At 63.1% G+C, this 18399-nt stretch carries 19 protein-coding genes; 3 read left to right on the top strand and 16 right to left on the bottom strand.

From position 1 onward, the window contains the following. Positions 1–198: 198 nt before the first annotated feature. Both KUO17_RS26955 and KUO17_RS11610 read right to left on the bottom strand, forming a co-directional pair. Positions 199–1821 (bottom strand): ankyrin repeat domain-containing protein, encoded by a 1623-nt coding sequence (locus KUO17_RS26955; RefSeq protein WP_217975703.1) that lies wholly within the window; start codon positions 1819–1821, stop codon positions 199–201. A 31-nt stretch (positions 1822–1852) separates the two neighbouring features. Then, on the bottom strand, positions 1853–2182 hold the full coding sequence (locus KUO17_RS11610) for a hypothetical protein (protein ID WP_217975702.1): 330 nt from the start codon (positions 2180–2182) through the stop codon (positions 1853–1855). Between the two features lie 322 nt (positions 2183–2504). On the opposite strand from KUO17_RS11610, the gene KUO17_RS11605 reads away from it, so the two are divergent. Continuing rightward, positions 2505–3578, top strand: coding sequence for an NAD(P)-dependent alcohol dehydrogenase (locus KUO17_RS11605; protein ID WP_217975701.1), 1074 nt, complete (start codon positions 2505–2507; stop codon positions 3576–3578). A gap of 9 nt (positions 3579–3587) precedes the next feature. Here KUO17_RS11605 and KUO17_RS11600 read toward each other — a convergent pair whose 3' ends face one another. Next, on the bottom strand, positions 3588–4610 hold the full coding sequence (locus tag KUO17_RS11600) for a hypothetical protein (protein WP_341869609.1): 1023 nt from the start codon (positions 4608–4610) through the stop codon (positions 3588–3590). Between the two features lie 167 nt (positions 4611–4777). On the opposite strand from KUO17_RS11600, the gene KUO17_RS11595 reads away from it, so the two are divergent. Then, a complete protein-coding gene (locus KUO17_RS11595) occupies positions 4778–5488 on the top strand; it encodes a hypothetical protein (protein WP_217975700.1) in 711 nt (236 codons plus the stop codon). A 77-nt stretch (positions 5489–5565) separates the two neighbouring features. Here the strand turns inward: KUO17_RS11595 and KUO17_RS11590 are convergent, their stop codons facing one another. The 5 genes from KUO17_RS11590 to KUO17_RS11570 all read right to left on the bottom strand — a co-directional run bounded on the left by KUO17_RS11590 (position 5566) and on the right by KUO17_RS11570 (position 9948). Beyond that, positions 5566–5820, bottom strand: a complete 255-nt coding sequence (locus KUO17_RS11590) for an AzlD family protein (RefSeq protein WP_341869608.1) — start codon at positions 5818–5820, stop codon at positions 5566–5568. Beyond that, complete coding sequence (locus KUO17_RS11585) at positions 5817–6524, bottom strand: AzlC family ABC transporter permease (protein ID WP_217975699.1); 708 nt, start codon at positions 6522–6524, stop codon at positions 5817–5819. Before KUO17_RS11585 ends, KUO17_RS11590 begins: the two co-directional genes overlap by 4 nt. 91 nt (positions 6525–6615) lie before the next feature. Further along, on the bottom strand, positions 6616–7419 hold the full coding sequence (locus tag KUO17_RS11580) for an AraC family transcriptional regulator (RefSeq protein ID WP_217975698.1): 804 nt from the start codon (positions 7417–7419) through the stop codon (positions 6616–6618). A 78-nt stretch (positions 7420–7497) separates the two neighbouring features. Further along, entirely contained in the window at positions 7498–8391 is an 894-nt protein-coding gene (locus KUO17_RS11575) for an AraC family transcriptional regulator (RefSeq protein ID WP_217975697.1), read from the bottom strand. Between the two features lie 132 nt (positions 8392–8523). Continuing rightward, positions 8524–9948 (bottom strand): NAD(P)/FAD-dependent oxidoreductase, encoded by a 1425-nt coding sequence (locus tag KUO17_RS11570; protein ID WP_217975696.1) that lies wholly within the window; start codon positions 9946–9948, stop codon positions 8524–8526. A 177-nt stretch (positions 9949–10125) separates the two neighbouring features. Here KUO17_RS11570 and KUO17_RS11565 point away from each other — a divergent pair, with 177 nt between their 5' ends. Continuing rightward, positions 10126–11607: a PucR family transcriptional regulator gene (locus KUO17_RS11565; protein ID WP_217975695.1), complete on the top strand. Its 1482-nt coding sequence runs from the start codon at positions 10126–10128 to the stop codon at positions 11605–11607. Here KUO17_RS11565 and KUO17_RS11560 read toward each other — a convergent pair. The 8 genes from KUO17_RS11560 to KUO17_RS11525 all read right to left on the bottom strand — a co-directional run bounded on the left by KUO17_RS11560 (position 11604) and on the right by KUO17_RS11525 (position 18221). Next, the gene (locus KUO17_RS11560; protein WP_217975694.1) at positions 11604–12536 is read right to left on the bottom strand and encodes a LysR family transcriptional regulator; all 933 of its coding nucleotides are present in this window, start codon (positions 12534–12536) and stop codon (positions 11604–11606) included. The two genes, KUO17_RS11565 and KUO17_RS11560, sit on opposite strands and share 4 nt — an antisense overlap. A 35-nt stretch (positions 12537–12571) precedes the next feature. Further along, positions 12572–13546: a quinone oxidoreductase family protein gene (locus KUO17_RS11555; RefSeq protein WP_217975693.1), complete on the bottom strand. Its 975-nt coding sequence runs from the start codon at positions 13544–13546 to the stop codon at positions 12572–12574. 109 nt (positions 13547–13655) lie between these two features. Beyond that, positions 13656–14135 (bottom strand): VOC family protein, encoded by a 480-nt coding sequence (locus KUO17_RS11550; RefSeq protein WP_217975692.1) that lies wholly within the window; start codon positions 14133–14135, stop codon positions 13656–13658. A gap of 248 nt (positions 14136–14383) precedes the next feature. After that, the gene (locus KUO17_RS11545) at positions 14384–15256 is read right to left on the bottom strand and encodes a universal stress protein (RefSeq protein ID WP_217975691.1); all 873 of its coding nucleotides are present in this window, start codon (positions 15254–15256) and stop codon (positions 14384–14386) included. A 90-nt stretch (positions 15257–15346) separates the two neighbouring features. Then, complete coding sequence (locus KUO17_RS11540) at positions 15347–16573, bottom strand: MFS transporter (protein ID WP_217975690.1); 1227 nt, start codon at positions 16571–16573, stop codon at positions 15347–15349. 201 nt (positions 16574–16774) lie between these two features. Further along, positions 16775–17188, bottom strand: a complete 414-nt coding sequence (locus KUO17_RS11535; RefSeq protein ID WP_217975689.1) for a DUF6756 family protein — start codon at positions 17186–17188, stop codon at positions 16775–16777. Positions 17189–17317: 129 nt separating this feature from the next. After that, positions 17318–17905, bottom strand: coding sequence for a hypothetical protein (locus tag KUO17_RS11530; RefSeq protein ID WP_217975688.1), 588 nt, complete (start codon positions 17903–17905; stop codon positions 17318–17320). Between the two features lie 145 nt (positions 17906–18050). Further along, on the bottom strand, positions 18051–18221 hold the full coding sequence (locus KUO17_RS11525) for a hypothetical protein (protein WP_217975687.1): 171 nt from the start codon (positions 18219–18221) through the stop codon (positions 18051–18053). Between the last annotated feature and the right edge of the window lie 178 nt (positions 18222–18399).

Here is an 18399-nt window from a genome sequence, read left to right as displayed (position 1 = left end):
TGACATCAGTCGCACGCGGTATGCCTCGTGCACCGTGGCATTCAGGGTTTGCGGACCGCTTCGCGCTCGTTCGCTGGCAAGACCAGCTCCCACGCCCTGCGGGCAGAAACCGATATATGCAGGCGCCGAACATCCGCTTCTGGCCGAAGGCCGTGGAGCTGGCTTGCCAGCGAAAGGGCTGCAACGCAGCCCGGCTTCTTACCCTTTGTTGGCCGCCAGGCTGTCCACCAGCATGGCGCTCTGCGCATCACTGGCTTCGATCATCAACTGCTTCAGGCTCTTGTCGAAGCCCGGGAACGGCGCCTCGAAGCTGAACGTGGATTTACCCAGCAAGCCACCCACGTACTGGATGCGCGCCGCATCCCAGCTCACCTGCTTCTGACGGCCCAGGCGCGGATCGCGCAGGAACACCAGTTGCAGCGGGGTAACGCCCGAGGAATCCGCCTTGTCCAGGTCGGCACCGGCCGCAATCAAGGCATTGGCCACGGTCTTGTCACGCTGCGTGATGCAGTAGTGCAAGGCCGTCTGGCCCGCATAGTTCACGGCATTGATGTCCTGGCTGGCAATCAGGCGCTGGCCCAGCTCAGGGCGCTCCTTGGTCAGGCTGTTGCTCTTGCAGAACTCGTGCAGCGCAGTGTTGCCGAACAGGTTGGCGGTCTTGGCGTTGGACAAGGCCAGCAACTGATCAAAGTGCGCGTCGGAGCAACCACGCCAGGAGTTCTTCAGGCACATCATCAGCCGGGTGTTACCTTCCGGGGTGACCTTGAGCGGGTCGGCGCCCAGCCCTACGAGCATGTCGTAGGCGTTCTCGGCCACATAGTGGATCGGCGACTCGTCTTCTGCGATCAACGGCGTGTTCAGGTCCACAGCCGACGCTTGCAGCAGGTACTTGAGCGACTCGACATCCGCCACATAACCCTCACGGGTGGACCTGCCGGCCAGCGCTTCCTTGAGCTTGAAGTGGCTCGGTGGCACGTCGTGGTACGGCACCAGCACCTGCACGTCCAGCTCGCGGTAGATGACCGTCTTGCCGGTATCCTGCCCCGCCGCATAGGTTTCACGTTGCTCGACGGTCTTTTCAGGCCAGTCGGGGTGCACGAAATAGCGGATCGCGTCGCCGTCGCGCTGGCCGTCCTTGTAGGCGGTGGTCTGACGCAGACGATAGGTGCCGTCGTTCAGCAGCACGAACTCTTCTTGCAGGCCGTCCAGTTTGCCCTGGCTGTAGTGCTTGCGCTCCTGCAACTGCCCGGTCTGGTAGTAGGTCTCCTGGACCCCCTCCAGCTGGCCGCTACCGTCCTTGGCGTAGCTGGCGACCACTGCAGGCACCTGCTTGCCATCGACCACGCGCCAGGCCGACTGGGCCAGGGTACGGCCGTTGTGCTTGCTGCCCTCCTCCTGCACCGTGACGATTTCGCGGGTTTGCAGGCCGCTGGCGCAGTCGTACTGGCTTTCGGTCTGCTTGCCGTCACCGATGACAATGCGCTGCTGCGGCTTTTTCTCGGCGCCGGAGCAATAGATCGTGGTGGTGCCGGTCAACTGGCCATCGTCCAGCTGCGCCTCGATGGCCACCGAGCCGTCGGCGTTGTGGGTGACCCAGTCACCCTGCACCTTGCCGTCCTTGACCTTGAACTCGGAAATCAGCGTATCGCCTTCCTTCCAGATGATGGTGCCGGAGACCGGCTCCCTGGTCTTCTTGTCGACATAGATGGCAGTGGGCTTGCCCTTGCTGCCCTTGGAGGTGGTGACCTCGTCCCATTGGTAACTCGACCCGCAGCCGGCCAGCAGTGCGGCAATGCCTGATACAACCAGTACTTTTTTCACAGAACGTCCTTGAGATGGAGTCAGGCGGGGATTACTGAATGCGAGTCAGGGTCATGCTGACCAGTTCGCCACCGTCCAGAACGACCAGACGGTTACCGTTGTCTTCGACGCGTGCGTTCATGACGGCTTCGCCGTCCTTGTTGCGCGCGATGATGGTGTCACCGTCGCGCTCCCATTCGTCGATCTGGTACTTGTCACCCAGCAGGGTGATGTAGTCCTCATCAAGCTCGGCAGTACCGACGTTGCTCTTGAAGCCCATCACGCTGGCCTGCACATTGAACTTGCCTTCAATGGCATCGCTACCACAGCCGGCAAGGGCGGAAAAAAGCGAAGCAAGCAGCAGCGTTTTGACGATTTTCATTACCGAGTCCTTAATGCGAATCTGGTCGTGCACGTACGACAATGGCAATTTCACATCACGCGCCATTACGCGCAAGCTATGACCGTGCACCTTGTAGGAAGTTCAGACAATATTCAATTTTAACTTTTAACTGTAAATATATGTTTTTAAATCATTTTTGTCATTAATCCTCGAATCAACATGATGTTTTTCCTCAGCCCCGCCTTAGCCCCGGTAGTGGCCTATGCTCTGTTGCTTGACCTCAATCAACAGCCTGCCCCCCACACCGGCGCACCCTGCCCTGTGTAGCTCGCCTTCCAGTCCCCTTGCAGGAGCGATGAACATGGCCCTTATGAAAGCCGCAGTCTTTGTCGAAAAGAACCGTATCGTGCTCGACGACAAGCCGATCCCCGAGGTCGGCCCCTCCGATGCCCTCGTTCGCATCACCACCACGACCCTGTGCGGTACCGACGTGCACATCCTGCGCGGCGAGTACCCGGTGGCCAAGGGCCTGACCATCGGTCATGAGCCGGTCGGCATCATCGAAAAACTCGGTGCGCAGGTACAGGGTTTCCAGGAAGGCCAGCGCGTAATCGCCGGCGCCATCACCCCCAGCGGCCACAGCTATGCCTGCCTGTGTGGCTGCGCCTCCCAGGACGGCCCCGGTACCGCGCACGGCTTTCGCGTGGCGGGGGGCTGGAAGTTCGGCAACACCATCGACGGTTGCCAGGCCGAGTATGTGCTGGTGCCGGACGCCATGGCCAACCTGTCGCCGATCCCCGACGGCCTCAGCGACGAGCAGGTGCTGATGTGCCCGGACATCATGTCCACCGGGTTTTCCGGTGCCGAGCGTGGCGGCGTGCGTATCGGCGATACGGTCGCGGTGTTCGCCCTCGGCCCGATCGGGCTGTGTGCCGTGGCAGGCGCCAGGCTGATGGGGGCCACCACCATCATTGGCGTGGACACCGTGCCCGCTCGGCTCTCGGTAGCACGGCAACTGGGCGCTACCCACGTGGTGGATTTCAAGCAAGGCAACGTGGTGGAGCAGATCATGGCCATCACCCAGGGCCGTGGCGTGGATGTGAGCATCGAGGCGCTGGGTACCCAGTCGACCTTCGAGTCGGGGCTGCGCATTCTGCGACCGGGCGGCACGTTGTCGAGCCTGGGAGTGTACTCCAGCGACCTGACCCTGCCGCTGGGCGCCTTTGGCGCCGGGCTGGGCGACTACAGCATCGTCAGCACCCTCTGCCCTGGCGGCAAGGAGCGCATGCGCCGGCTTATGGAAGTGGTGGCAAGCGCCAGCGTCGACCTCAAGCCGCTGGTCACGCACCGTTTCAAGCTCGACGACATCGAGGCGGCCTATGAACTGTTCGCGCACCAGCGCGACGGGGTGATGAAAGTCGCTATCACGCCTTGAGCCCAGGGCTTACGGTTGCGCCCGTGGCAGCCCGCTGTTGAGCACCAGGCTGCCCTCGATCTGCTCGGACAGGTAGTTGACCCCCGCCATCACGCCGATGGTGGGGTTCTGCATCAGCGCCTGCCACTCCTCGTTGAGCGCCACGTTGAGGATCACCCGCAGTTGCTCGACCATGGCCGGGCGTTCGTCCTCGTGCAGCATCGCGCCCACCCCGGCCGCCGCCAGCGAGATCAGCGTGCCGACCGCCTTGCCCACCGCCGCAGCGATTGCGCTGGCTGCCCCGCGCGGCACCAGGGTGGCCTCGAGCTTGACACTGGCACGCTTGGCCACAGACGACAGCCCAGTGTCGGAGGGCGCCTCACCCGCCGCTGTGGCCGCCTTGTGGATCTGCTCGTTCAAGGCCAGGTAGGCCGGCAAGGTCAATAGCGGTTGCGCCGCGCTCAGCTGGTGCAACGAAGCATTGCGTGCAGCCGGCGGGCCGAGGCTGATGGCAGGAATGCGGTTCAGGTGCAAGGCGAACTGATCAGGCGCGGCGCGATAGCGCTGTGCAATGGCCTGCAACTGCTGGCCGAGCAACTGTACATAGAGCTGGGTGGCGCGCTCGCGGATGAGGTCCGGGTTGATTTCCTTGGCCACCGGCTCCAGCACCCGTTCGCGGTACTGCTCCTGCAGGTAGAGTGCCAGCCGGTCCTCGCCGGGTGGGGTCTGCTGGTTCTTGCTGACCTTGTACCAGGCCACCTTCAGGGTCAGCCATTGCTGCGTCCAGTAGCCGGTGAACCAGGGGATGAAATCGGCTTCGGTGCGGGCGTACACCGCGTCTTTCCACACCCTCATCGAACGCCTGGCGTAGTCCTGGGCAGAGCGACTGGCGCCTTCGGAGGCCCCCATGATCTCCCAGTCCACTTGCTGCCAGGCGGCCTGGGACAGCACCACCGGGGGCTGCGCCGGTGGTGGTGGCCGCTTGCCCGCGCAGCCGCTGACGGCCAGCAGCAGCGCGAGGGTGCAGGTTGCGAGCAAGGAGCAATGGTTCACGGTCGTGCCCCGACAGGCGTGGGACTGTTGACCGAGTATAGCGACGCCCCACCCTGCGCGTTGATCAACCGTCGAGCGCCCGATACCCTGTCCTCCCGGCGTAATCACAGACAGACAGCCGCGCTGAGCGTGAACCGAGCGCTGCGCGGCTCTTTACAGGGAAGTCCATGTACTACTGGAACAAAGACAATTTCGAAGGCCTCAGGCACATTGGCGAAACCTACGCGGCCAGAGAGGGGTTTACCGGGTTCTCGCAGTATTGCCTGTTGCGCGAAAAGGGGCTGAAGAAGCCTGCGCTCAAGGCGCTGGACGAGTTTCTGGCGGCCACTCGCAGCCTTGATATGACGCAGCAGAGGGCGGTGGCCTGCGAGATCGCCCACGTGGCCTTTGCCAACGCCAATGCTCACCAGCTCATGGCCTACGCCTTGAGCACCTTTCTCATTGAGGTACTGCGCGCCTGGTGCGACGAGGGGCCGGCGTTGGCCGAACCCTATCGCTGGATGGGCAAGTTGACAGGTGAGTCCGCGTGGCTTCAAGCCGCCCTGGCACACGACCCGCAAGATCAGCTGGCGCTACGGGCATTGGCGCTGGATGAGCTGATGCTGGTCGATCACATGGCCCACCATCTGGAGGAGTCGGTGTTCCTGGGCGATGAGGCCGTGGCGGCACTCAAGCTGGATCACGCCGCCGCCCTGGCGGCGCGGATCGAGTCCGAGAAAACCCGTAACTACCTCGACGAGGAAGTGCGTGAGCTGCGTGAACTGCTGGCTGCGTGGAATACCTATCGAAAGGGGGAACGCAGCATCGGATTTGTAGACTGGTGCGAAGCACAGGGGTTCGGCTTCAGATTTTCCAACGCTTTCTACTACACCCCTTGAGATCGGGAATGGCGGGGCAAGGCCGCGGGGCCCCTACCCGACAATCGCCTTCAACACACCCAGTGACGCCACCCCGATCACCACGGTGGGCAACATCGACAGCCGGCTCGCCGCCGCCACGGTAATCGCCAGCGCACCAGTTGCTCTGGATGCGACGACACAAAGTACGGTGCAATCACCGAGATCAGCACGCACCCCGGCGCGCTCTGCATGACCGCCCGCGCCCGGGGACTCAGGTGCCGATTGCGCAACAACAGAAAACCCAGCACCCGCGTGGCGTAGGTCACCGCGCCCATGCCCACGAACGTCATCAACGAAGCCCAGCCGATCATTGCGCCTCCCCCAACATCCAGGCCGCTGCCATGCCGGCAAAACTGCCTGCCAGCACAAACCACGGGCCGGGCAGCAGCAGGTATACCAGCCCCGCCACCACCAGACTGATCCACCAGGGCCGTGCCGCACGGCAGCCTTTCCACATGCCGCGCAGCAACACCAGAAATACCGCCGGAAATGCCATCGCAAAACCATACGCCTCGATGTTGCCCAGTTTGGGCCCGACCATCGAGCCCAGCACCGCCGACCCCACCCACACCGGGTAGAACGGCAGGCAGGCACCCAGGTAATAAGGGAAGCTGAACGCGTCCTGCGCCGATCGGTCCCTGGCACGTTCCAGGGTCTTGGCGTGATTGACCGCCCAGCCTTCATCGGCCATGAAAAACAGGGCCGGCAGGATCTTGCGCTTGGGCAGGTGCTGGATGAACGGCGCCAGTGCAGCGCCCATGATGATGTGCCGGCTGTTGATCAAGAACGTGATGGCAATGATGGTGAGGATCGGCAACGGTGCGCTCCACAGCTGGATCGCTGCGAACTCCGAGCCACCGGCGAAGTTGAACGCGGTCATCAGCATCACCTCGATGACCGACAAGCCGACCTGGGAGGCCCGCGCCCCCAGCACCAGGGCATACGGGGCCACGGCGAACATCACAGGCACGGCGTCTTTCACGCCAAGCAACACTTCACGCCGGTTATCGCTCATTGGGGTCGTTCACATCTGCGGCCAAGGGAAAGGCAGCCAGCTTAGGTGACCGCTCCGGCGCCGTATTGCACGTTTGTGCACGCCCGCCCTGTCACGCCTGCATCTGCAGCCAACGCGCCGGGGTCAGGCCCAGGGCCTGCTGAAAGTGGCGGGTCATGTGGCTCTGGTCGTAGAAGCCGGCACCCAGCGCAGCCTCGATCAGGCTCGCGCCCGCCAGCATCAGCCGACGCGCCTGCTGCAGGCGGCGCTGGGTGATATAGCGATAGGGGCTGGTGCCGTACAACGCACGGAAATCCCGCGACAGGGCAAAGCGCTCGCGGCCGCTGGCCTTCACCAGGTCATCCAGGCAGATGGGCAGCGCCAGGGTGTCGTGAATGAACAGCCGAGCGCGCTCCGCCGCGACGCAATCGAACCGCTGACGACCGCGCCGGCTGCCCGCCACAGTGGCCATTACCTGCACCAGGTCGTAGATCGCATCGTCTTCGGCAAAGGCATCGATGGGGTCGTCCATGCACTGCAACAGTGCCTCGGCCGCCGCAAACAGGCGCGGATCATCGGACTGGCCACCGCTGATGAACGGCAATGCCCTGCCACCCAGCGCCTGCTGCACCAGTGCCGGCTCCAGATAGATCATGCGGTAGAGAAAGCCGGCCTCGGTGCCGGCCTCGCCGTCATGCATTTCGTCGGGGTGCAGCACCATGGTCTGGCCTGGCAGGCTGTGGCGGGTGCTGCCGCGGTAACGAAAGTTCTGCACGCCGGCAAGGGTGCGCCCAATCGCGTAGGTGTCGTGCCGATGCGGGCTGTAGGCGTAACCACCGAAGTAGGCTTCGATGCGCTCGACCTTGCCGGGGTGCGTCGCACGTTGCAACCAGTCGCGGGAAGTGTCGCTAGCCATGGGGATGTCCCTTGCGTGGGGTGGCCAGAATAATGCATCTGCTGGTGCTTTGCCGACCCCGGCATGCTGTTCCCGGCCTTACAGGTAAGGGTGCTCCTGCCCCGGACTGCGATCGAAATGGCGCTTGTACTCGCGGCTGAACCGCGAGGTGCTCTGGTAGCCGACCCGGTGCGCCACCTGCGCCACGCCCAGGCCTTCGCCGATCAGCATCTGCTGCGCCTTGAGCAGGCGCAGGCGCTTGAGGTACTGGATTGGCGAGAGCAGCGTGCAACGCTTGAAGTGCTCGTGAAAGGTCGACGCGCTCATGTTCGCGCACCCGGCCAGCGCCTCGACGCTCAACGGCTCGGCGTAATGCGCGCGCAAGTGGCTGAGGGACGCGGCAATACGCGCAAAATGCCCCTGTTGTTCGACCAGCGCACGCAATACACCCGCCTGCGGCCCACGCAGGGCCACGTACAGCACCTCGCGTACTCGCGCCGCCCCCATCACCCGGCTTTCGAGCGGGTCCTGCAGGCAGCGCAACAGCCGCTCGACGCTCTCGCGCATGGGTGCATCCAGCGCTGCAGAGGTCATGGACTCTGGGGTTTGCGCCACCACCGCCTGGTCCGGCGCCAGGCCCATGCTCTGCACCAGCTCGCCCAGCACCGTGCGGTCGATGGCCACCGACACCCCCAGCAGCGGCTCGTCCTCGGTGGCGAATGTCTCGCACATGAACGGCACCGACAGCGCCTGTACCAGGTAGTGACCGGCACCGTACTCCAGCGTACGCGGGCCGAGCCGGGCCAGCTTGCTGCCCTGGGCCAGGATCATCAGGCTCGGCTCATAGATCTGCGGGCTGCTGGCCACGTAATGCCCCCACGACAGCACCTGCACCTGCGGCAGGTAGGTGTCGACAAAACCGGGGCGCACCGCGAGGGGCTCGATCAGGGAACACAGGGTAGCGTTGGCATCGGCGTGACGGGTGAGTTGCATGGGGTACCGGAGCGGAGGATCGGACACCCGCATCATCGCAGATTGGCCATGCGATGCCACCACACCCCACACGATTCCGGAGGATCAGGCATGACGACCGGAGCATTTCAACAAGGCGCTCCGGTGCACGCCTCAGGACTTGTCTTCAAGCCCGGCCGGTGCCAGGCGCGCCAGCATGCAGTCAAGGCGTGCGGCGGGTTGGCCGGCCATCTCGGCGCGCTCCTTGCGGATCACCGCATTGCGCACCAGCGAACCGCCCAGATAACGCAGCGGCTCCGGCGGGAATGCCTTGCAGGTGCGCCCCACCAGCGCACAGCCACTCCACTCGTCGTTGCGCCCCAGCGCCAGGCTGGCCAGGATGCGCCCGCCCAGGCGGCTGGGGCCGACACCGTTGCCGCTCCAGCCAATGCCATAGTGGATATTGCCCGGCTCGCCCAGGCTGCCGAAGGTCGGCAGGCTGTCGTAGGTGCGGTCGATGGGGCCGGACCAGCTATGGGTAATGTGCACGTCATCCAGCATGGGGTAGGTACGGCGCAGGTCGGCCTCGGCCAGCGCGATGCTCGGCGGGTCGACACTGAACACCGGCCCGATCTTCCCGGCATAGGCAATCGCACCGGTGCCCTTGCCGAAGGCGATGCGCCCGTCCACCGTGGTGCGATAGTAGTCCACCATCAACTGCGAGTCGGTGATCGACTCGGCCCCGGTCCAGCCCATCTGTTGCAGGCGCGTGGCGATGGGCTCGGTGAGCACGATGGAGCTGTTCACCGGCGTGATCAGCCGCGCCAGTTGCGGCAAGGCGGCTGCCCAGGCGTTGGTGGCCAGCACCACCGCGCCTGCGCGAATGCGCGCGTTTTGCGTGCTCACCTGTACCGGCGTGCCAGGCTGGATATCGGTCACGCCGGTATTTTCGGCAATCAGCACCCCTGCCTCCAGGACCACCCGGCGCATGCCGCGCACCAGCGCAGCCGGTTGCACGGTGGCGTTGCTGCGCTCGAACACACCGGCCAGGTGCACCGTGGAGCCAGTGCGGCGCGCCACCTCGGCGGCCGACAGACGCTCGAACGGCGTGACGCCAACACGCTCGCAGGCCTTCAGGGTGGCGTTCCAGGTATCAATGTGCGCCGGGGTGGTTGCCGTCCACAACCAGCCTTTCTGGCGAAAATGCGCATCGATGCGGTGGCGCTGGCAGAACTCGCCCAGCTCGCTGATCGCGAGTTCGGCGCTGTCGCCCAGAAAGCGCGTCTGCTGCGGCGTACAGAAGCTGGCAAGGGTGCCGACCTTGGGCCACCACGACATCACAAAGCCGCCGTTGCGCCCCGAGGCCCCGCCGCCGCAGACGTCCTGCTCCAGCACCAGCACGCGGATGTCCGGCTCATGCTGTTTGAGCGTCAAGGCCGTCCACAGCCCGACGAAGCCGCCACCGACGACCACCACATCGGCCTTGTGCTCGCCCTGCAACGCGGTACCCGCCTGCAGGTTGGGCTCGGCGCTTTGCAGCCAGTAGCTGCGTTTGAGTGGTGCGCTGAGCGTCAGCGAAAAAGCCGAATTCTTGTGCATTGTCGTGTTCTCCGGTTCAGGGTGCTTCGCCCCGCCAGTGTCCAGCCCGGCCAGCGCCCCCCACAATCAGACGCAAACAACATTCACCCCCCGCCTTTCATACGTTGGTATGAAGCATTCAAAGGCCGGCCGCAGGTCGCTACACTGCCAGGCTCACGCCCCACGGAAACTGCGCCCATGGCCCTTGACGTCAGCGACATCCTTGCCCTGCCCGAGCTGCGCACGCGCCTGGTCAGCGGTGCCCAGGGCCTCAAGCGCGCCGTGCGCTGGGCCCATGTGTGCGAACTGGCCGACCCTACCGAATGGCTGGGCGACGGCGACTTGCTGATGACCACCGGCATGGGCATACCGCCCGCGCCGCAGGCTCAGCGCGACTATGTGCAGCGTCTTGCCACGGCGGGCCTGGCGGGGCTGATGATCGGCGAAAACATGCAGGCACCGGAGAACCTCGACGCGCTGCTGCAACACGCTCAGACACTTGGCTTTGCCGTGATGCTGACCCACTACGGCGTACCGTTCGCCGCGGTGACACGGGCGATCGTCGACGCGGGGCGGCAAGAGGAACTTGCCCGGCGCAACGCCATCACGCGGGTGTACGAAAGCGCACGCATGAGCCTCAAGGGGCTGGGCCTGGGTGCACTGCTCAAACGACTGGCAAACGATGTACAAGCACAGCTGACGCTGCTCGATGCGCGCACCCTCGCCCCCTGGCGCCCGGACCTTGCCGGATTAGCGGCGCATCAGCGCGACGCGCTCGCGGCGCGCCAGTGCGAGCTTTCCGGCAACCGCCCGGTGATGCAGCGCCTTGCCCTGGACAGCGGCGAAGTGCTGGTCATGCCGCTGCCCTCGCAGGCCGATTGCCTGCTGGTGGCCGAGGGCGACGGGCTGCTCGACTACGGGCTGCTGCACCATGTGGTCGCGGTGCTGGGTATCGAACTGGAGCGCTTGCGGGTCGACAACGAACGCAACCTGCGGCTGGGTTCCGAACTGCTCGATGACCTGCTGCAGCAACGCCTGCCCGCACACCAGGCGCAGCAGCGACTGGCGGCGTTCGGGATTGCAGCCGAAAATGCCTGTGTGCTGTTGGGGCGTGCCGGTACGGTGGCACCGGCCTCTTGCGACGAAGCGCTGCAGCGCCTGGGCGCGCGGGTGCTGTTGCGGGTGCAAGGGGATGACCTGATCGTGCTCGGTGCCAGCGATTGCGCAGCCCAGGTGCAGTCGCAGGTGCAGGCGCCGCTGGGTGTGAGCAACCCGCTGGGCCACACCGGCCGCTGCCTGGAGGCACTGCGTGAAGCGCGTCTGGCGCTGGCCCATGCCGGCCCCAACCTGCTCACCGTCACCTACGCACAGGCCGGCGCCGCCGCGCCCTGGCTGGCGCAAAGCCTGGACGAGGCCGAACGGACCTTCCGCTCGGTGCTGGGCAGCCTGGCCGATTATGACCATCGCCAGCACACCCAGTTGCTGCCGACCTTGCAGGTGTTCCTGCAGCACAACCGCTCCTGGCTGTTGGCGGCTGCGCAGTTGCACGTGCACAAACAGACGCTGGTTTACCGGGTACGCCGAATCGAGGAAATCACCGGCCGCTCGATGGACAGCACCGAAGACGTCGCCACACTGTGGTTTGCCTTGCGTGCAGCGCACATGGCCGGGCTTGCCTAGGTATCAACGGTTCGCTGCCAGGGCGCGCCGTTGGCAAAACCGTTTTCCATCCACTGCTTGAACGCCAGCGTGGTGGCCGTGGTGAACCGAGCCGATGGTCGCAGCAGGTAGATACCCGAGGCCGAGTCCAGGTGCCAGCCTGGCAGTACCCGCACCAGACCACCCTCGGCCAGGTCCTGATGCATCATCCAGTCGCCCCCGGCCAGGATACCGACGCCGGCGCGCGCAGCGGCCAGCAGCGCCTCATTGTCATTGCTGATCAACGTACCGCGCACCCGCACGCTGTGCTGTGCGCCCTGCCCGGTCAGGCGCCAGTCGGGAAACGAGCGCAGGCCGGTGAAGCCCAGGCAGTTGTGTTGCGCCAGGTCGGCAGGTAGCTGGGGCGCGCCATGGCGTTGCAGGTAGGCCGGGGCGGCGCACAGGATGCGCGTGTGCTCGCACAGCTTGCGCGCCACCAGGCGATTGTCGGCCAGCTCGCCGACGCGGATGGCCACATCGAAGCCTTCGGCGACGATATCGACAAAACGGTCTGAGTAGTCGGCCTCCACCGTCACGTCGGGATAGGCCAGGGAAAAGCCGGCCACCAGCGGGCTGAGCCAACGCCGCCCCATGGCACCGGGCAAGGCCACCCGCAGGCGGCCGCGCACCTGCGCCGCACCGTTGCAGGCTTCCAGCTCTGCGGCATTGATCAGGCTCGCGGCGTGCTGCAGGCGCTCTACCAGGCGCGCGCCCTCGTCGGTGAAACGCAGCTGGCGGGTGGTGCGTTCAACCAGGCGAATACCCAGGCGCTGCTCCAGTGCGGCCAGGCGCTTGGACAGCACCGAGGCATGGCGCTGCAGCACGCGCCCCGCCGCCGCGAACGAGCCGTGTTCATGCAGTGCCAGCAGTGTGGCGAGTTCATCGGCCTGTCGGCTGTCGAAAGGGTCCATCGGTTCGGTCAGCCTCTTGAGCGCGGTTGAAAACTTCAGGGGGTGAGCACGATCGCGCCCTGGGAACGGCCTTGCTCGATGTCGTCGTGGGCCTGGCCCACCTCGGCCAGCGGGTAAGTGCGCCACACCTGCGGGCGAATGATACCCGCCGCCACGGCATCGAGCACATCCCCGGCACGCTGCTGGTACTCTTCGGCACTTGTGGTGTGCGCGGCCAGCGATGGCCGGGTCAGGAACAGCGAGCCCTTGGCGTTGAGCGTGCCGATCTCGACCGCTGCCGGTGCGCCACTGGCTGCGCCGAACGACACCAGGGTGCCACGCGGGCGCAGGCTGTCCAGCGAGGCGTCGAAGGAGATCCGCCCGATCGAGTCATACACCACGTCGACCTTTTGACCCTGGGTAACCTCAACCACCTGTGCGGCAAGCGTGGCGGCGTCGAACACCAGCACCTCGTGGCAACCGGCCGCCTTGGCGCGATCGACGCTCTGCGCCTTGGACACCACACCGATCACGAACGCGCCCAGGTACCTGGCCCACGACACCATCAACTGACCGACCGCGCCGGCGGCGCCGTAGATCAGCACGCGAGTGCCTGGGCCGACCGGGTAGCTGGCCTTGAGCAGGTACTGCGCGGTGATGCCCTTGAACAGCACGGCGGCGGCCTTTTCGAAACTCAGGTTGGCGGGCAGCTTGACCAGCCGGTCGGCCGGGTACAGCCTGGCGCTGGCATAGGCCCCGAGCGGGCCGGTGGCGTAGGCGACACGGTCGCCCACTGCCACTTCGCTCACGCCGGGGCCGATCGCCCTGACCGTGCCCGCGCCCTCGAGGCCCAGAGGGCTGGGTAATGCAATGGGCACTGCGCCTTTGCGCTGGTTGATATCCAGTGGATTGACACCAATCGCGGCCTGTTCGAGCCAGACCTGGCCGGTGCCAGGGGTAAGAACCGTCGACGTGGCAAGGTGCAGCACGCAAGATGCGCCGGTTTCCTGGATGTGTACGGTGGTGACCATGATCAAGCCTCTCGGGCAGTTGGACGTGTCGAGAAAGCCTAATTGGCGCTCCAATTCCCAACAATACAGGCTTGATGCCGAACATAACTGCACCTTGCGCACGAATGACTTAGCCGTTGCGCGCGGCCTCGATAGCGGCGATGTCGATCTTGACCATGTTCATCATCGCGTCGAAGGCGCGTTTGGCGGCGGCCGGGTCGTTGTCGGTGATTGCTTCGGTGAGCGCCCGGGGGGTGATCTGCCAGGACAGGCCCCACTTGTCCCGGCACCAGCCGCATACACTTTCCTCGCCGCCGTTGCTGACGATGGCGTGCCACAGGCGGTCGGTTTCGGCCTGGTCGTCGGTGGCCACCTGGAACGAGAAGGCTTCGCTGTGCTTGAAGAGAGGGCCGCCATTGAGCCCCAGGCATGGGATACCCATGACGGTGAATTCGACGGTGAGCACGTCCCCCTGCTTGCCGCAGGGGTAGTCGCCTGGGGCGTGATGGACGGCGTCGACCGTGCTGTTGGGGAAGGTCTTGGCGTAGAACGTGGCGGCCTCCAGAGCGGTGCCGTTGTACCAGAGGCAAATCGTGTTTTTACTGATCATCTTGGCTCTCCAGAGAAAGGACAGACCTGTGCAGTCTAGTCGCCGTCGCTGGAAGACCGGGTGTGAGCCGTCGCAAAGGCTGTACCGCGTGCGTTGGTTGCTGGCGCTGCGCGCCAGTTCGCCAGCAAGGCTGGCTCCTGCGCCGATCGACTTCTGCCCGAAGGGCGTGGGAGCTGGCTTGCCAGCGAATCGAGCGCGAAGCGGTCGTAAAGCCTGAGTGCACTAGGTATCAGACAGACCGCCTGCGCCTAAATCGACACCAGCACATCACGCTGAGACTCAGCCAGCACATGCTTGGTGACGCTGCCTATCAAAAGCGCCTCAAGCACGCTTTCCCCCTGCTTGCCGACCACGATCAGATCGCACTCAAGCTCCTGCTCCGTCTCCACGATCCGCCAGGCAGCATCGCCGTGCACCACGATTTGCCGCGCATCAGCCAAACCGGCGGCTTCGCTCAACGCCGCCAGTTGCTCCACGGCGTCTTTCTTGATGACATTGCGATAGTGCGCAAGCGTGTCCTGGTCGATATAGGCAAAGCGCATGCTGCCTTCAAAGGGCGCCTCAAACACATGCATCAGTATGATCTCGGCCTGCGGGGCAAGCGTTTTTGCCAGTTCGATAGCCCGCAGCGACGAAGGCGAAAAATCAACCGGCACCAGCACGCGCTGGTATGCCTCGCGCGGTGCCTGCTTGACCACCAGCAAAGGGCACGGCATACAGCTCAGCATTTTGTGCACGGTAGACCCCAGCAACCGGCGAGCCAGGCTCTGCCCCTTGGCCCCACACACCAGCAGTTGGCTGTGCCTGTCATGCACCACACGGGTAATTTCCGTGACCACCGAGCCGGGCACGACCTGTACGCCAGCAGCGATGGCATAACGCTGGAACAGCACGTCTGCCCGTTCGCGAAGGTTTTCGCCGGCACGCTCCAGTACGCGATTCAACAAGTTGTCATCCGCTACCACGACCTGCTTCAGGCGCTCGTAGGGCGCTGGATTGGCAACGTACAACAAGTCCAGCGCTGCCGGCTGCGCAGCGCTCAAGAGGGCGGCCCGCTCTGCCGCATTGCAGGCAGACGTGGACAAGTCGGTGGCAACCAGTATGTGGTTCAGCGTGCTCATGTGAGGCTCCTTGTGCAATATGACGCATAGGGCCATCGTCTCCCGAACCACACACCCCGCAGCTTGATTTGGGTCAAGCCAAACGCGCTGTCAGCAGGGTTGGGCCGCCAGGCGATTACTGACATTGCGCCCCATCACCAGCACCGTGACAAAACCGCAGCCCACCAGCGCCGTGGCCAAACTCAGCAGCACCGAGCTGCCCATCTGGTCGACAATCTGCCCACCGAAGAACGAACCCAACGCAATGATCACCTGAAACAACGCGACGAACAGTGGCATGCCACGTTCGACATCCTTCGGTGCCACCACAAACATCCAGATGCTGGCGCAGGCAGGGAATGCACCAAAGGCGAAGCCCCAGAGCGCGATCAGCATGGCTGCGCCGGTCAAGCCGGTCGCGAAGTACGGGAACAGAGCCGTGCTGACGCCGATCATCAGCGCCACCAGCATCAGCGTGTGACGCACGCTTCGGTTGGCGGCAAAACCGGCGAAAATATTGCCCAGCACCCCGGCCACGCCATACAGCAACAGCAGCGAGCCAATCGTCGGCCCATCGAAGCCGGCACTTTGCTTGAAGAACGGCGCCACATAGGTGTACGCGGCAAAGTGCGCCAGGCCAATCAGCAACACCGCGATCAAGCCCACCCGCGCCTGTGGGTTGATAAACAGCGCCGGCAGGTCACTGATGCGAATGGCCTTGTCCGGGTTGAGCCGCGGCAGCAGGAAAATCTGCGCCAACAGCACCGGGACCCCCACCAGCGCAGTGACCAGGAAGGTCATGCGCCAGCCCATCAGGCCACTCAGCCAGGTGCCTACGGGTACGCCCAGCACAGTGGCCAGGGTCACACCTACCATGATGATCGAGGTGGCCTGGGCTACACCCACGCCCTTGGGGGCCAGGCGGCCGCTGAGGGCAATGGCTGTCGCCCAGAAACCGCCGATGCTGATGCCCAGCAGCACGCGACCGAACAGCAGCAGGTTGAAGTCGCTGGCGTAGGCCACCACGGCGTTGGCGATGATCATGATCAATGTGAGGCCGATCAGCAGATAGCGGCGGTCCATGGCACCAATGCCCACAGACAGCAAGGGCGCGGCGAGTGCGGCCATGATGCCGGGCAGGGTCACCATCAGGCCGGCGTGGCCGGCGCTGATGCCCAGGTCGCTGGCAATATCGTTGAGTACGCCTACTGGCAGGAACTCGCTGGTCACCAGGGCAAAGGCCCCCACAGCGACCGAGAGAATCGCCAGCCACTGCTGTTTGACACTCTGTTGATTATGTTCGGGAAGGCCGCTGGGGGCCTGGCTTGCGCTTGGCATCGTGTTGGGTTCCAAGGGGGAATGTCGCCTGAGACAGGCGCGGGAAGCGGGGAGAATCGGAGGCGATTATACAAGTCGGTTTTGCCGAGCCGACAGGCGAGCCGCTCGATAGTAATCATTAGCGCTATCGATGAAACCTGCGTAGCAGAGCGCTACCGCCAATAGCGTACGCCTGAGGCTGAAGGAACAGGGGCTGATGGGTTACCTACAAATGAAAATATCCCCATGGTCATTTTCCGCCAGCATCCAGGAAAGCGCCTTGTCAACTATGTAATACTCAAAAAAACGACACGCCTCAATAATTTTTGGCACGTTGCACAAAGGCACGGAGAATACGAGTTTTTCTTCATTATCTTCATCTACTATGAACCAGACTTCATCCTTGGTTGAGGGGGCTGCTTCAAGTATGTGCTGATAGCCGGCGTTGTCCGGATAGCTAAGCACCTGCGGCGTGCTGGCCAGTGATGACCACCAGGCTCGAGGCGTCCCGACAATGAACCTTTCTTCAACAAAGGAAATAACCTGTTCTTTGTTTTCGAATTCGGATGATTGCAAACCCATCGCTTTTAGCACATCGGACAACTCCGATCTCAAGCCAGCTTCTTCATCAGCCATAATCCTGTTCACTTTTTTCAGGTCGATGGGTGGGGCACGAGGCCACAGTTCGAGTCACCCGGGCGCACTTCGGCAAAACACCTGCCACAGAGAGGCTTATAACACAAGCAAACAAAAACCAACCTTTCATTATGTAAACTGAAAAGTCATCAACCCTTGCACACTTGGTCGCGCCTTTTCGCTAAACTTTTCATTTAAAAATACATAAACTACCCCATCAGAGAAAATGCCGGCATCGCCTGGAAAACCAATATCAAAATCATCGCCACTCAACATCACACGACACGCCTGCCCCGCCACCGACTCCTTGTCCTGCAACCAAGACACAACACTACAGATCCTTGATCTAAAATCCTTGGAAGACTCAGGCTCCCTGTCGTGCTCAATAAAAACCCTGCGAGGAGGTGTTTGAAACCCGTTGTACGCATCCCTGCTAACACCATCGTTATCATGATAAATAACTACTGAACAATTGTCTCCTTCAGCCGTCAGCCCCTCCCAGTGAAGGAATGTATCCTCCCGACAGTATGGCGAAAACAATGATATCCAGCCTTGAGCGCCAAGTTCCACCCACTCGGCTGGCATGGTCAAAAGATGAAGAAGTGGACGCCCCTCTTTGTCGACTGGCCATTCTATCTCCTGCGCCAATCGGCAACCACCTGCCATGTGAGCTTCAGTTAATTCGACCACTGCCGAACTGACTTTCAAATGCTTCAAAACACGCTCCTTGCTAGCAACAACAATTGTTTTTCAAGAATGCTTTCGATTGCTTGCGCAAACGCTTTGCCTGAGCAGCCCCCATGTGACGCGCTTTATATTTCTGGCTGACTGGTTACTGCCCCTTAGGAGTAGAAGTTCAATGTCAGCACCCAACCATTACCTCCCCTCTTGAAAACATTGACGTGTACCAGTAGCCGTCAACATTTTTTAGCCAATCTCCATTTTTCCCCTTTGAAAGCACCACCAAAGGCTCAAGATCAACACCGTATCGATAAAGCAACGCAACCAGTTCCCGGATATTATTGGTGGTCATTTTCCTTCCATCCAAATTGATATGTAAGCCTCTGCCGACCCCCTACGGATTCTCCCGATCAAGTCCCCCAAATGTGCTGAAAATACGCCCTGACCACCTGATCCGAGCCCACCCCATGAGCCAGATGAGCTTTTCCGACTTCGAATATGCCGGCAAGCGCAAGCAGACACGCCGCGAA

It is taken from the genome of Pseudomonas aegrilactucae (assembly GCF_019168305.1).
GTDB classification, from domain to species: Bacteria; Pseudomonadota; Gammaproteobacteria; order Pseudomonadales; family Pseudomonadaceae; genus Aquipseudomonas; species Aquipseudomonas aegrilactucae.
Note: the sequence above shows the minus strand (reverse complement) of the source record. Positions and strands in the feature narration are given on the sequence as shown.

Excerpts from the sequence above, each read along its gene's own strand:
- KUO17_RS11610 (WP_217975702.1), bottom strand. The coding sequence starts at position 2,182 with ATGAAAATCGTCAAAACGCTGCTGCTTGCTTCGCTTTTTTCCGCCCTT.
- KUO17_RS11605 (WP_217975701.1), top strand. The coding sequence starts at position 2,505 with ATGGCCCTTATGAAAGCCGCAGTCTTTGTCGAAAAGAACCGTATCGTG.
- KUO17_RS11595 (WP_217975700.1), top strand. The coding sequence starts at position 4,778 with ATGTACTACTGGAACAAAGACAATTTCGAAGGCCTCAGGCACATTGGC.
- KUO17_RS11590 (WP_341869608.1), bottom strand. The coding sequence starts at position 5,820 with ATGATCGGCTGGGCTTCGTTGATGACGTTCGTGGGCATGGGCGCGGTG.
- KUO17_RS11585 (WP_217975699.1), bottom strand. The coding sequence starts at position 6,524 with ATGAGCGATAACCGGCGTGAAGTGTTGCTTGGCGTGAAAGACGCCGTG.
- KUO17_RS11580 (WP_217975698.1), bottom strand. The coding sequence starts at position 7,419 with ATGGCTAGCGACACTTCCCGCGACTGGTTGCAACGTGCGACGCACCCC.
- KUO17_RS11575 (WP_217975697.1), bottom strand. The coding sequence starts at position 8,391 with ATGCAACTCACCCGTCACGCCGATGCCAACGCTACCCTGTGTTCCCTG.
- KUO17_RS11570 (WP_217975696.1), bottom strand. The coding sequence starts at position 9,948 with ATGCACAAGAATTCGGCTTTTTCGCTGACGCTCAGCGCACCACTCAAA.
- KUO17_RS11565 (WP_217975695.1), top strand. The coding sequence starts at position 10,126 with ATGGCCCTTGACGTCAGCGACATCCTTGCCCTGCCCGAGCTGCGCACG.
- KUO17_RS11560 (WP_217975694.1), bottom strand. The coding sequence starts at position 12,536 with ATGGACCCTTTCGACAGCCGACAGGCCGATGAACTCGCCACACTGCTG.
- KUO17_RS11555 (WP_217975693.1), bottom strand. The coding sequence starts at position 13,546 with ATGGTCACCACCGTACACATCCAGGAAACCGGCGCATCTTGCGTGCTG.
- KUO17_RS11550 (WP_217975692.1), bottom strand. The coding sequence starts at position 14,135 with ATGATCAGTAAAAACACGATTTGCCTCTGGTACAACGGCACCGCTCTG.
- KUO17_RS11545 (WP_217975691.1), bottom strand. The coding sequence starts at position 15,256 with ATGAGCACGCTGAACCACATACTGGTTGCCACCGACTTGTCCACGTCT.
- KUO17_RS11540 (WP_217975690.1), bottom strand. The coding sequence starts at position 16,573 with ATGCCAAGCGCAAGCCAGGCCCCCAGCGGCCTTCCCGAACATAATCAA.
- KUO17_RS11535 (WP_217975689.1), bottom strand. The coding sequence starts at position 17,188 with ATGGCTGATGAAGAAGCTGGCTTGAGATCGGAGTTGTCCGATGTGCTA.
- KUO17_RS11525 (WP_217975687.1), bottom strand. The coding sequence starts at position 18,221 with ATGACCACCAATAATATCCGGGAACTGGTTGCGTTGCTTTATCGATAC.